The 13091-nt window shown below is 73.3% G+C and carries 11 protein-coding genes; 3 read left to right on the top strand and 8 right to left on the bottom strand.

The window, feature by feature from the left end:
• Positions 1 to 57: 57 nt before the first annotated feature.
• On the bottom strand, positions 58 to 885 hold the full coding sequence (locus ACWDAK_RS06970; protein WP_427394527.1) for an ABC transporter permease: 828 nt from the start codon (positions 883 to 885) through the stop codon (positions 58 to 60).
• Positions 882 to 1835, bottom strand: a complete 954-nt coding sequence (locus tag ACWDAK_RS06965; RefSeq protein ID WP_344637234.1) for an ATP-binding cassette domain-containing protein — start codon at positions 1833 to 1835, stop codon at positions 882 to 884. The genes ACWDAK_RS06970 and ACWDAK_RS06965 overlap by 4 nt, the downstream gene beginning before the upstream one ends.
• 97 nt (positions 1836 to 1932) lie before the next feature.
• Between ACWDAK_RS06965 and ACWDAK_RS06960 the strand changes: the two genes are divergently transcribed.
• Together ACWDAK_RS06960 and ACWDAK_RS06955 are read left to right on the top strand one after the other, a co-directional pair.
• Positions 1933 to 2628, top strand: a complete 696-nt coding sequence (locus tag ACWDAK_RS06960; RefSeq protein ID WP_344637233.1) for a TetR/AcrR family transcriptional regulator — start codon at positions 1933 to 1935, stop codon at positions 2626 to 2628.
• 290 nt (positions 2629 to 2918) lie between these two features.
• Complete coding sequence (locus ACWDAK_RS06955) at positions 2919 to 3569, top strand: DUF6309 family protein (protein ID WP_344637232.1); 651 nt, start codon at positions 2919 to 2921, stop codon at positions 3567 to 3569.
• Positions 3570 to 3861: 292 nt separating this feature from the next.
• On the opposite strand, the gene ACWDAK_RS06950 is transcribed toward ACWDAK_RS06955, so the two are convergent.
• From ACWDAK_RS06950 to def, 3 genes are all read right to left on the bottom strand, one after another.
• A complete protein-coding gene (locus ACWDAK_RS06950; RefSeq protein WP_344637231.1) occupies positions 3862 to 5292 on the bottom strand; it encodes an RsmB/NOP family class I SAM-dependent RNA methyltransferase in 1431 nt (476 codons plus the stop codon).
• A gap of 326 nt (positions 5293 to 5618) precedes the next feature.
• Entirely contained in the window at positions 5619 to 6554 is a 936-nt protein-coding gene (fmt, locus tag ACWDAK_RS06945; protein ID WP_427394528.1) for a methionyl-tRNA formyltransferase, read from the bottom strand.
• A 27-nt stretch (positions 6555 to 6581) separates the two neighbouring features.
• On the bottom strand, positions 6582 to 7127 hold the full coding sequence (gene def, locus ACWDAK_RS06940; RefSeq protein WP_344637229.1) for a peptide deformylase: 546 nt from the start codon (positions 7125 to 7127) through the stop codon (positions 6582 to 6584).
• Positions 7128 to 7367: 240 nt separating this feature from the next.
• Here def and ACWDAK_RS06935 point away from each other — a divergent pair, with 240 nt between their 5' ends.
• Positions 7368 to 7880 (top strand): hypothetical protein, encoded by a 513-nt coding sequence (locus ACWDAK_RS06935; RefSeq protein ID WP_344637228.1) that lies wholly within the window; start codon positions 7368 to 7370, stop codon positions 7878 to 7880.
• 268 nt (positions 7881 to 8148) lie between these two features.
• Here the strand turns inward: ACWDAK_RS06935 and ACWDAK_RS06930 are convergent, their stop codons facing one another.
• From ACWDAK_RS06930 to coaBC, 3 genes are all read right to left on the bottom strand, one after another.
• Positions 8149 to 10218 carry a primosomal protein N' gene (locus ACWDAK_RS06930; protein WP_427394529.1) on the bottom strand — a complete coding sequence of 690 codons (2070 nt, stop codon included), beginning with the start codon at positions 10216 to 10218 and terminating at the stop codon, positions 8149 to 8151.
• Between the two features lie 226 nt (positions 10219 to 10444).
• The gene (gene metK / locus ACWDAK_RS06925) at positions 10445 to 11653 is read right to left on the bottom strand and encodes a methionine adenosyltransferase (RefSeq protein ID WP_344637226.1); all 1209 of its coding nucleotides are present in this window, start codon (positions 11651 to 11653) and stop codon (positions 10445 to 10447) included.
• 205 nt (positions 11654 to 11858) lie between these two features.
• The gene (gene coaBC, locus ACWDAK_RS06920; protein WP_344637225.1) at positions 11859 to 13082 is read right to left on the bottom strand and encodes a bifunctional phosphopantothenoylcysteine decarboxylase/phosphopantothenate--cysteine ligase CoaBC; all 1224 of its coding nucleotides are present in this window, start codon (positions 13080 to 13082) and stop codon (positions 11859 to 11861) included.
• Positions 13083 to 13091: the final 9 nt, after the last annotated feature.

Genomic DNA, 13091 nt, shown 5'->3' with positions numbered 1-13091 from the left:
CCGTCACCTTCGGCCCGCACCGGCCCGCTTGTCCAGCACCCGACCCGAACGGACCGACTACCGCCCGTGTGAAGCGAATTTGCGCACAGCCAGCGGAGCGAACACCGCCAGCAGCAGCCCCGACCAGAGCAGCGTCGCGGTGACCGGATGCTGCATAGGCCAGGCCTCGCCGGCCGCTCCCGGGTTGTGGAACAGCTCGCGGCAGGCAGCCACGACGGCGCTGACCGGGTTCCACTCGGCGACGGCGCGCAGCCAGCCCGGCATCCCTCCGGTGGGTACGAAGGCGTTGGTCACCATCGCCAACGGGAAGGTGAGCACCGAGAGTTGGCCGGCGACCTCCTCCTTCCCGACGGCCAGCCCCAGGTACATGCCGACCCAGGTCATCACGAACCGGAACAGCACCAGCAACCCGTACGCGCCGAGCGCCGACGTGATGCCGTCGCGGATCCGCCAGCCGACGGCGAGGCCGACCAGGGCGAGCGGGACCAGGACGACGAGGCCCACCAGCAGGTCGGCGAGCGCCTGACCGAGCAGCAGCGCGCCGCGGGAGACCGGCATCGAGCGCAGCCGGTCGGCGATGCCCCGGCCGACGTCCCGGGCAGCGCCGACCATGGTCGGCATCAGCCCGTTGACGGCGACCATCACGAACAGGCCGGGGATCAGGAACTCGCGGTAGTTCCCGCTACCGGGCACGGTCATCGCACTGCCGAAGACGTACCCGAAGACCAGCACCATCACGACGGGAACCGCGAGCGAGGCGAGGATCAGGCCCGGCGAGTGGCGGTAGGCCAGCAGGACCCGGGCGGCGGAGGTCAGGGTGTCGGCGACCGGCCGGGACCGGCGCGGCGAGGCGGCGGACACCGGGGCGAGGGCGGTGATCGTCATCGGGCGGCCTTCCGGGGTGCGGCGGTGAGTGCGAGGAAGACGTCGTCCAGCGAGGGCGTGCGCAGGGCCACGTCCCGGGTGGCCACTCCAGCGGCGTCGAGCTCGCGGACCAGTTGCGGCAGCGCGATGTCACGGCCGGCCGCGGAGGTGACCGCGACCCGCAGTTCGGCCGGGTCGGCCACCGGCTCCCCGGCCGCAAGGACGGTCAACACCGTTTTCGCACGGTCGAGTTGGGCGGCATCGGCAACGGTGACCTCGATCCGGGTGCCGATCGCGGCCTTGAGCCGGGCAGGCGTACCGGACTCGATGACCACCCCGCGATCGATCACGGCGACGGCGTCGGCCAGCCGGTCCGCCTCCTCCAGGTACTGCGTGGTGAGCAGCACGGTGGTGCCGCTGTCCGCCAACCCCCGCACCGTTTCCCAGATCTCCTGCCGGCTGCGCGGGTCGAGGCCGGTGCTGGGCTCGTCCAGGAAGAGCACGGGCGGGGCGGTGACCAGGCTGGCGACCAGGTCGAGGCGGCGGCGCTGGCCGCCGGAGTAGGTGCGGACCAGGCGGTCGGCGACCTCGCTGAGGCCGAAGCGTTCGAGCAGTTCGCCGGCGCGGCGGCGGGCGCCCCGGCCGCCGAGGCCGTGGAAGCGCCCGACCAGGTGGAGGTTGTCCCGCCCGGTGATGCCTTCGTCGACGGCCGCGTACTGCCCGGCCAGCCCGATCGAGCGGCGGACCTGGGCGCTCTGGCGCACCACGTCATAGCCGTTGACCCGGGCGGTGCCCGCGTCGGGTGCCGCGAGGGTGGCGAGCACCCGTACGGCGGTGGTCTTCCCCGCACCATTGGGGCCGAGCAGGCCGCACACGGTGCCGGCCGGGACGGTCAGGTCGAGGCCGCGCAGGGCTTCGGACTTGCCGAAGCGCTTGCGCAGACCTGCGACGGCGATGGCTGTCTCGGTCATACTGTCGCCTTTCTAGGTACAGCGTACGTAGAACATGCCCAGGACGTTACTACGTACGGTGTACTTAAGTAAACTGGCTGCGAGGTGATCATTCGCAATGCCGTCCCGCCAGTCCGAAGCCCCCGAGTTGATCTGGCTCCAACCGGAGCACAGCGGCCGGGGACCGCGTCCCGCACACAGCCGGTCCTCGATCGCGGAAGCCGCGGTCCGAATCGCGGACTCCGAGGGACTGGACGCGGTCTCCATGCGCAAGGTCGCCGCCGAACTCGGCGCCGGGACGATGTCGCTCTACAACTACGTCCCGAAGAAGGAGCACCTGTTCGACCTGATGGTCGACCAGATCGCCGGCGAGTACGAGCTCCCCGCCGAACCCTCCGGTGACTGGCGGGCCGATCTCACGGCGCTGGCCACCATGCAGCTCGCCGTCCTGCGCCGCCACAGCTGGGCGCCCCGGCTGATCGCCGCCCGCCCCTCGCTGGGACCGAACGGCCTGCGCTACACCGAGTACTTCCTCGGCGTCATGGCCGCGACCGAGCTGACCGGCTCCGGCAAGATGGAGGCGATGGCCCAACTCAACGGCTTCCTCTGCCAGTTCGCCGACTGGGAACACTCGACGACCGGCCGCTCCCCCCGCTGGATCACCGACATGGTGAGCTACCTCCAAGGCGTCGCCGCGACCGGCCAGTACCCCCGGCTCACCCAGGTCCTCGCCGAAGGCCCCGCGCCCACCGCTCCGGACGCCGTCTTCGACCGCCTGCTGCAGCGCATCCTCACCGCGCTCTGCGAGGCGTGAACGACGAGGGTCCGCGCGCACTCGATAGCCGCCCGCACCGATCCGGTCACCCACGGCACGCCACCGGTCCTGCAGCTGGAGCTGCCGGCGGCCACGGTGAACGCCTCACCCACCGCCCGCTGTTGCGCGCGCCCTGCCAGGTGGCTGCGCGCTGGCGCCCGGTCAAGCCCCTTCTGGCGTCGGGTGCTCGCCCGGGCCCGGGAGCTCCACCTGGACGGCCGTTGGTGGCCGGAGCTGTTCGCTGAGCGATACTTCACCAAGTACGCCAGCACCGCCTGAAAGGCACCACCGTGGACATCGCCGGCCCGGCCCCGTTCGCCGAAGTGCGGGAGACCTTCCTCCAGGACCACCCGCTCGAAGGGGCGCACGAGGCGAACAGCAATCAGGACGGGGAGCAGAACCTCGAGCGTGCCGAACAACTGCTCGGCACCTGGTGGCGGGTACGGCTCTCGCGGGCGGAGGTGCTCGGCGTCATCCTGCCCTGGCACCTCAGCGAGGGCGGCAGGCTCGAACTCGTCCCCCGGTCCGGGCTGACGGTGGCGCAGGCCGCGGAGCGCATCCGGTCGGGCGGGGCGGAGTGGGCCGAGGCCAACCCGGTGTGCGCGGCCAAGCTCCGGCTGCTGCGGCACGCACCGTTCACCCCGGTCTACCTCAGCACCCGCCCGGTGCCGCACTCCGACTACTCGGACCTGCGGATCAGGGAGGGCCTCATCCACCTCGACGGCCTGCACCGCATGCTCGCCTGGGAACTGGCCGAGCGGCTGCCCGCCGAGGAGCGGCTGGACGCATTCATCGCGAGCGACCTCCCGATCCGTCCCGCCACCGGAAGCGGATCGGACGCGGGCCGCCGGACCGGACGTGACGAACACGCCCGCCCCGCCACCGTTCGCGGAGCGGACACCACGGCACCGCCCGCACCGCCCCGGAAGCAACGGGCGTGACCTCGACGGCGCGGTCCACCCGGTCTGCGGCACTCCGCGCCGCAGAGGATGGCGTCGATGCCGCTCGACGCCAACGTGCAGTCCCTGACCGTGCTCCCGACCACGATGCCGTTCGTCGGAAGGGACCGAGCCACCGCGACCCGAGGTGCCACGGGTCGACGGCTGCCCGTACGCTCGGCCGTTCGACTCTCCAACCACCCACGACCGCCCGGCAGTTCGCGACCCCTCGACGGTCGCGGCCGCCGGGCCGGCAGGGAGCGACCCCGAGCGGGTACCCCTTCGCCGAAGGGTCCTACGCGGTGCGCCGCAGCAGCGCCAGGTACATCGCGTCGGTCCCGTGCAGATGCGGCCAGAGCTGAACGTCCGGCCCCTCCCCCAGCGCCGGCACCCCGGCCAGCAGCGGACGGGCGTCGATCCACTCCACCCCGGTCTCCGACCGCAGTACGTCGTCGACCACCGCCCGGGTCTCGGCGAGGTGCGGCGAGCAGGTCGCGTACCCGATCACTCCCCCGACCCTGGCGGCCCGGATCGCCGAACGCAGCAGCTCGCGCTGGAGCGGCCCGAAGCCCGGGATGTCGTCCTGCCGCCGGCGCCACCGCGCCTCCGGCCGGCGCCGCAGCGCACCGAGCCCGGAGCACGGCACATCCACCAGCACCCGGTCGAAGGAACCCTCCCGCCAGGCCGGGCGGGTGCCGTCAGCGGTGATCACCGTGTACGGGCCGGGGTTGCCGTCCAGCGCACGGGCGACCAGCCGGGCCCGGTGCGGCTGCCGCTCCGAGGCGACCAGCGCCGCGCCGCGCTCGGCGGCGAGGGCGCCGAGCAGCGCGGCCTTGCCGCCGGGCCCCGCACAGCCGTCGAGCCAGAGCCGGTCGGCGCCCTCCACCGGGGCGTTGGCCAACGCGAGCGCGACCAGTTGGCTGCCCTCGTCCTGGACTCCGGCCCGGTTCTCCCGGATCGCGTCGATGCCCCCGGGCTCGCCGCCCTCGGCGAGCGTGACGGCGTACGGCGACCACCGTCCGGCCTGTGCCTGCGGCAGCGTCTCGCGCAGTTCGGCCACCGTCACCCGGCCCGGGCGAGCGACCAGGGTCACCTCGGGGCGCTCGTTGTCGGCGTGCAACAGCTCCTCGATCGCGGTCCGGCCGCAGGCCCCGGGCTGCCAGCGCCCGAGCGAGTCCCAGAGCGCGGAGACCACCCAGCGCGGGTGCGAGTGGACCACCGCGAGGTGGTCCTCGGCGTCCTCCTCGTACGGCGGGGCGACCTGTTCCACCCAGGTGTCCAGGTCGTGCGCGCTGATCCTGCGCAGCACGGCGTTGACGAACTTGGCGCGTCCCTCGCCGAGCACCGCCCGGGCCAGCTCGACGGTGGCGGAGACCGCCGCGTGGGTGGGGATCCGGGTGGTGAGCAGCTGGTGGGCACCGAGCGAGAGCACGTCCAGTACCGGCGGGTCCACCTCGCGCAGCGGGCGGTCGATGCAGGCCGCGATGATCGCGTCATAGGTGCCCTGGAGGCGCAGGGTGCCGTAGACCAGTTCGGTGGCGAGTGCGGCGTCCCGGCGGTCCATGCCCTTCTGCTCGGCCTCGCGCAGCAGGGAGGGGAGGATCAGGTTGGCGTACGCGTCGCGCTCGTCCACGGCGCGCAGGGCGCGGAACGCGACGATCCTGGCCGGGTCCTTCTTGGGACGGCGGTGCGGGCGGGGGGCGCGCTTGGCGCTGGGGGTGCTCACTTTGTGCCTCGAAAGTGCTGCGTTGGTTATCTGCTGGGTCGGTCTGAACTCGTGTGAGTTCGTCTGCTGCGGAGTCGGTTACGGAGTCGGTTGCCGAATCGGCTGCGGAGTTGACCGCGAAGTAGGTTGTCCGCTTGACCGACTTTCATTGGACGGACGACCGGACAACCACAGGGCGGACAATCGGACCACCGGAAAACCGGCTATTCGATTACCACTCATCGGACCTGCTGACTGTCATCCGACAGACTGCCGGATCATCAGAGCGCAGATCATCGGCTCTCCACTCGACTGATGGTCGGACCGCGCGACCGGACCGCCGGCGGTCAGCCCTCGAGCCGCTCGCCGGACTCGATCCGGACCCCTCGGGCCCAGTCTGCCGCGCGCATCGGCTTCTTGCCCTGCGGCTGGACCTCGCCCAGCTCGATCTCATGGCTGCCGGTGCCGACCCGGACGCTGTTCTTCGCGACCGCCAACTCGCCGGGCGCCAGCTCCGTGGCCGCCGGGAGCAGCCTGACCGGGCCGGAGAGCTTGAGCCGCTCGCCCCGGAAGGTGGTCCAGGCGCCGGGCGCGGGGGCGCAGCCGCGCACCACCCGGTCGACCCGCAGGGCGGGGAGCGACCAGTCGATCCTGGCGTCCTCAACAGTGATCTTGGGCGCGAGGGTGACCCCCTCGGCGGGCTGCGGCACGGCCTGCAGGGTGCCGTCCTCGATGCCGTCCATGGTGGCGACCAGCAGCCGGGCGCCCGCGTGTGCCAGCCGGTCCAGCAGCACCCCGCTGGTGTCGGTCGGGCGGACCTCCTCGGTGAGCACGCCGAACACCGGGCCGGAGTCCAGGCCCTGCTCGATCCGGAAGGTGGAGGCGCCGGTCACCTCGTCGCCCGCCAGCAGCGCGTGCTGCACCGGAGCGGCACCGCGCCAGGCGGGGAGCAGTGAGAAGTGCAGGTTGACCCAGCCGTGCCGGGGGATCTCCAGCGTGCCGGGGCGCAGCAGCGCGCCGTAGGCGACCACCGGGCAGCAGTCCGGGGCGATCTCGGTGAGCCTGGCCTGGAAGTCCGGGTCGCTCGGCTTGGCCGGCTTGAGGACCTCGATCCCGGCCTCCTCGGCACGCTGGGCGACCGGGCTGGCGACCAGTCGGCGGCCGCGCCCGGCAGGGGCGTCGGGGCGGGTGACCACCGCGACGACCTCGTGCCGGTCGGAGGCCAGCAGTGCGTCCAGGGCGGGAACGGCGACCTCGGGGGTGCCGGCGAAGACGAGGCGCATGGGTGCCTTTCTGGGGACGTACGGGGATCAGCGGGCGGAACCGAAGGTGCTGTGCGGGGAGATCTTGACGGTCGGCGCCGGCCCGTCGCCCCAGTCCGCCTCGCGGATCGCCTTGAGCGCGGCCTTGCGCTGCTCGCGGTCCAGGCGGTCGATGAAGACGATCCCGTCCAGGTGGTCGGTCTCGTGCTGGATGCAGCGGGCCAGCAGCTGGGTACCCTCGATGGTCACCGGGTCGCCGTGCATGTTGAAGCCCTTGGCGACCACCCCGTACGCGCGCTTGGTGTCGTAGCGCAGCCCCGGCAGCGACAGGCAGCCCTCGGGGCCGTCCTGCTCCTCGTCGCTGAGGCTGAGGTCGGGGTTGATCAGATGGCCCACCACACCGTCCACGTTGTAGGCGAACACCCGCAGCGAGACGCCGAGTTGAGGCGCCGCCAGGCCGGCGCCGGGGGCGTCCAGCATGGTGTCGGTGAGATCCCTGACCAGCCCGCGCAGCTCCTTGTCGAAGGTGGTCACCGGTCGCGCGACGGTGCGCAGCACGGGGTCGCCGAAGATCCGGATCGGCTGGATCGCCATGGCTGGGGGCTCCTGTCGGTACGGGTTCGGCGCGGTTCGGCGGGGGCTGGTTCGGGCGGCCGGCGAAGGCCACAGGGCAGTCTATGCAATCCGGGACGCCCGTTCGGCCCAGCTTCTGGCATATCCCGTCTCGCCGGCGCGCGTGACCCCGGCGCCTGTCCTGCGTTGGTCAAGTGGGATTGACCGGGACGCGAACGCGTCCCGACCGGATTCACCGTACGGAGAGGTGGCACCAAGGCCATGGCCGAGCAGATCAACCACGACGCGCGGGCGCGGGCCAGCCTGCACCTGCTGGTGCGGGACATCGAGCGGGTGCGGCGGCAGGTGGACGCGCTGCGCACCCTCACCGCCCAGCTGGGCAACGTCTACCGGCCGCGCCGGCCCAGCACCTCGGCCGGATTCGTGGTGTACGGGCGGGCGCCCGCCCCCACCGTGCGGCTCGCCCAGGAACTGCGGGAGAGCGTCGAGACGCTGGTCGCGGCCGCCGTCGAGTTCGACCGGGCGCTGGGCTTCTCCTGGGACTCGGTCGGCTCCGCGCTGGGCGTCACCAAGCAGGCTGTGCACCGGCGGTACGGCATGCGGCGCCCGAGCAGCGAGCTGCTCGCAGCCGCCGTACCGGCCCCGGGCGTGCCCGGGGCCGCCCGCCCGGACCGCGGCGAGGAGCTAACCGCGGGCGGCCAGCCGCTCACCCGCACCGTCCCCGCCGCCCGCCAGGGCGGCCTGGAGCGCCCGAGCATCCCCATCCGCGGCTGAAACCCGGCCGAACCTGGCCGGACCCGACCGGACCTGGCTGAAACCCGGGCGGGCTTCGCCCGGGCAGTCGGGCAAGCACATGGGGGTGCGGGGAACCGCGCGAATCGGAGGAACGCTGCGCCGCACCTCTCCCCCCCCGGGGGGGCATCTCGCCCCTCCCGGCCCGGAGACGGTGCAGCCCACCGACCGGCGGCTCGGCACAACGCGGCGCCGGTCGCCTCGCGCGCCTCCCCGCACCCCCGAGCACCCGTCCCTCCCCCTGGCCGACTCAGCCGATGTCGAGCGGGTCGATCCGCACCTTGACCGGATCCGACGTCCGCAGGGCCACCCGGGCGATCTGCGCCGCCTTCAGTGCGCTCGCCAGCGCCGCCCCCTGCCCGGGTGCGACCCGCAGCAGCGCGCGCTCCAGCTCCTCCCCCCGCCCGCCGGGTACCTCGATCGGCCCGAGCACATCCGTGCCCTCGGGGAGCCGGACCAGTGCCAGCAGGTCCGCGACCGCGTTCGGCGCGCCCGTCACCGAGGCCATCCGGGAGACCGGGGGGAAGTGCAGCTGCGCCCGTTCATCCAGCTCCAGCCCGGCGTGACCGGCCGGGTCCCACCGCACCAGCGCCTGCACCGGACGCGCGGTGGCCTCGGCGACCACCACCACCGTGCCGCCCTGCTCGGCGGGCCTGACCAGCGAGGCAGCGGCGGTCCACATCCGCAGTGCCTCCTCCCCGGCCCGCAGGTCGGGGCGGTTCAGCAGTGTCCAGCCGTCCAGCAGCAGCGCGGCCGCGTACCCGGCGCCCTCGGCGACCGGCTCGGCGCCCGGTGTGGAGATCACCAGCGCCGGCTCCCCGGACACCGTGGCCAGCACCGCGTCGCGTCCCGAGGTGCGCACCGGCACCCGGGGGAAGGCCTTGCCCAGCTCCTCGGCCGTCCGCCGTGCCCCGACCACCTGCGCCCGCAGCCGGAACGAACCGCACTCGGCGCAGTGCCACTCCGCCTCCGGCTGCCCGCACCAGCCGCAGTCCAGCGGCGCCCCCGCGGACCCCGCCTCCAGCGGTCCGCCGCAGTGCCGGCACCGCGCGGGCGTACGGCACCGGCCGCAAGTCAGCCTCGGCACATAGCCGCGCCGGGGCACCTGGATCAGCACCGGGCCGTGCTTCAGCGCCTCGTGGGCGACCTCCCAGGCCAGCCAGGGCAGCCGGGCGGCCTGCGCGGCCGCGTCCCGCGCCTGGTCCTGGTCGGTGACCGTCCGGACCCGGGGGGCGACGGCGCGGACCGTCTCCCGTCCGGCGGCCAGCGGGCGCGCCCAGCCCGTCCGCAGCAGCTGCGCCGCCTCGACCGTCATCGACAGCCCGCCGAGCAGGACGCCCGCGTTCTCCTCGGTGGCCCGCAGCAGCGCGACCTCGCGGACGTGCGGGTGCGGGGAGCGCGGATCGCTGTGGCTGCTGTCGCCGTCCGACCAGACCACCACCAGGCCCAAGTCCCGGACCGGGGCGAAGACCGCGGCCCGTGTCCCGATCGCGGCCCGCACCGCGCCCCGGCTGACCGCGAGCCAGCGCCGGTAGCGCTCCTTCGGCCCGAGGTCGGCGGCCAGCACGGCGTGCCGGCCCTCGCCGAGCAACTCGGACAGGGCGCGGTCGACCCGGGCCACCGCCCGGCCGTCCGGCAGGACCACCAGCGCTCCCCGGCCGCCGGCCAGGGTCGCGGCGACGGCCCGGGCGATCTCCTCCGGCCAGCTCGGCCCGGGCAGCGCCGTCCACACCGCGCGCGGCGAACGCCCCTGGGCCAGCGCCGCGAGGTAGTCCGCGCCCTGCGGATAGCGGGACCAGCTGCCGGGTTCGGGACGGGTCGGCGGCGGGAGCAGCTTCGGCGAGGGCTCGGACTCGGCGCCCGCGTGCCGGGGCGGGATCGCCAGCTGGAGCACATCGGCGAGCGAGCCCGCGTACCGGTCGGCGACGGTGCGGCACAGCCGCAGCAGGGCGGGCGTGAGCACCTGCTCCGGGGAGAGCACCTGGGCGAGCGGGGCGAGCGGGCCCGCGTAGTCGGAGTCGGCCCGGCGCTCGACGATGAAGCCGCTGTGCAGCTCGCCGCCCTCGCGCCGGCCAGGCGCGACGATCCGGGCGCCGAAGCGGACCCGGACGCGTACGCCGGGCTGCGCCTCCTCGGCCATGGTGGCGGGGACGGCGTAGTCGAAGTACTGGTCGAGGTGGAGCAGGCCCTTGTCGACCAGTACGCGCGCCACCGGCAGGTCATCCGCCAGCTGGGCGCCGCGCCACGTCCGGGGTTTGGCCCTGCGGACCGTCTCCCGGATGAACGCCAGCTGCTCACCGGCACCGTCTGTCCTGCTCATCCGCCCTCCACACACCCACCACCCCGGGCCTGCCCAACATAGCCCCCACCACCGACAACGTGGCAAAACGCCCGGGCCGCTGCCATGGCGACGGCACCTTCCGACGGTGGATCCGGGGCCCCGACGGGCCTTGTCCGCTGCCCGGGGAAGCTCCGCCGGAAAGACCAGGGCGGCGGCCACCCCGCGAGAGGGGTGACCGCCGCCCGGGGCACGCGGTGGTGACGGATCAGGCGCTGACGGCCTTCTTCAGCGCCTCGGCGCGGTCGGTGCGCTCCCAGGTGAACTCCGGAAGCTCCCGGCCGAAGTGGCCGTAGGCCGCGGTGAGCGAGTAGATCGGCCGCAGCAGGTCCAGGTCGCGGATGATCGCCGCCGGGCGGAGGTCGAAGACCTTGGTGACGGCCTCCTGGATCTTCAGCACCGGAACGGTCTCGGTGCCGAAGGTCTCCACGAACAGACCCACCGGCTCGGCCTTGCCGATCGCGTACGCGACCTGCACCTCGGCGCGGCGGGCCAGCCCGGCCGCGACGATGTTCTTGGCGACCCAGCGCATCGCGTACGCGGCCGAGCGGTCCACCTTGGACGGGTCCTTGCCGGAGAAGGCGCCGCCGCCGTGGCGGGCCATGCCGCCGTACGTGTCGATGATGATCTTGCGGCCGGTCAGGCCGGCGTCACCCATCGGGCCGCCGATCTCGAAGCGGCCGGTCGGGTTGACCAGCAGGCGGTAGCCGTCGGTGGTCAGCTTGATGCCCTGGTCGGCGAGCGCCTTCAGCTCCGGCTCCACGACGAACTCGCGGATGTCCGGGGTGAGCAGCGAGTCCAGGTCGATGTCGGACGCGTGCTGGGTGGAGACCACCACGGTGTCGAGGCGCACGGCCTTGTCGCCGTCGTACTCGATGGTGACCTGGGTCTTGCCGTCCGGACGCAGGTACGGGATGGTGCCGTTCTTGCGGACCTCGGTCAGGCGGCGCGAGAGGCGGTGCGCGAGGGTGATCGGCAGCGGCATCAGCTCGGGCGTGTCGTCGCACGCGTAGCCGAACATCAGGCCCTGGTCGCCGGCACCCTGGCGGTCCAGCTCGTCGTCCTCGCCCTCCACGCGGTGCTCGTGCGCGGTGTCGACACCCTGGGCGATGTCCGGGGACTGCGCGCCGATCGAGACCGAGACACCGCAGGAGGCGCCGTCGAAGCCCTTCTTGGAGCTGTCGTATCCGATCTCCAGGATCTTCTCCCGGACCAGCTGAGCGATCGGCGCGTACGCCTTGGTGGTGACCTCACCGGCGACGTGGACCAGGCCGGTGGTGATCAGCGTCTCCACGGCGACCCGGGAAGTCGGGTCTTCCTTGAGGAGAGCGTCCAGGATGGTGTCGCTGATCTGGTCAGCGATCTTGTCGGGGTGTCCCTCGGTCACGGACTCCGAGGTGAACAGGCGGCGAGACACAGCGCTCCCTGGGGTTGCAGCGGCTGCTGACTGAACGCCTCCGGGGATCCGGAGGCATCCGGAAAGACTTGATTCCTGGAGTGTAACGGTCAGCTACCGGTCGGCGTCAGTCACATCGGAATCTTGAGACTCATCACTCATCTTCGGCCACTCGACCAAACTCCGCTCACAACCCGCCTGGCTCCGCCCGGAATCCGGCGGAAGTTCACCCGAGCCGGGCCACGACCTCGTCCCAGATCCGGTCCGCGAGCGCCTCCTTGGGCCCGTCGGGAACGGCCACCTCCGCGCCGTCCGCGCCGAGCAGCACCGCGGCGTTGGTGTCCTGCCCGAACGCCTTGCCGCCGCCCACCTCGTTGACCACCAGCAGGTCGCAGCCCTTGCGGGCCAGCTTGGCGCGGCCGTTGGCCAGGACGTCGTCGGTCTCCGCGGCGAAGCCGACCACCAGCTGGCCGGGCCTGGCGCGGTCGGCGGACAGCTCGGCGAGGATGTCCGGATTGCGGACCAGGGTGATCGGCGGCTGGTCCACCCCGTCCACCTTCTTGATCTTGCCGGTGGCGTACTCCGCCGGGCGGAAATCGGCCACCGCGGCGGCCATCACCACCGCGTCCGCGTCCAGGACCGCCTTCAGCGCGGCCTCGCGCAGCTGGAGCGCGGTGGAGACGTGCACCACGTCCACCCCGGCCGGGTCGGGAAGGGTGGCGTTGGCCGACAGCAGGGTGACCCGGGCACCCCGGGCAGCGGCCGTGGCGGCCAGCGCGTAGCCCTGCTTGCCGGAGGAGTGGTTGCCGAGGAAGCGGACCGGGTCGAGCGGCTCCCGGGTACCGCCCGCCGAGATCACCACATGGCGGCCGGCCAGGTCCCGCTCCAGGCCGCCACGGGCGAGAAGGCGGCGGCAGGCCTCGAAGAGCTGCTCGGGCTCCGGCAGCCGGCCCTTGCCGGTGTCCACGCCGGTGAGCCGCCCGACGGCGGGCTCCAGCACGATCACGCCCCGGCGGCGCAGCGTGGCGACGTTCTCCTGGGTGGCCTGGTTCTCCCACATCTCGGTGTGCATGGCGGGGGCCAGCACCACCGGGCAGCGCGCGGTGAGCAGGGTGTTGGTGAGCAGGTCGTCGGCCAGGCCGTGGGCGGCCTTGGCGAGCAGGTCGGCAGTGGCCGGGGCGACCACGACCAGGTCCGCCTGCTGACCGATCCGCACGTGCGGGACCTCGTGCACCCGCTCCCAGGTCTCGGTGGCGGCCGGGCGGCCGGAGAGCGCGGCCCAGGTGGCCTCGCCGACGAAGTGCAGCGCGGCCGCGGTCGGCACCACGGTCACCTGGTGCCCGGACTCGGTGAACCGCCGCAGCAGCTCACAGGCCTTGTACGCGGCGATGCCGCCGCTGACACCGAGGACGACGCGGCGGGCGTCGGGCTGCTCCGGGCGAGCGTTCATGATGGGGTC

The sequence above is a fragment of the Kitasatospora sp. NPDC001175 genome (assembly GCF_053598215.1).
The sequence above is the reverse complement of the archived record's forward strand: the minus strand, read 5'-3'. Positions and strand labels throughout refer to the sequence as shown.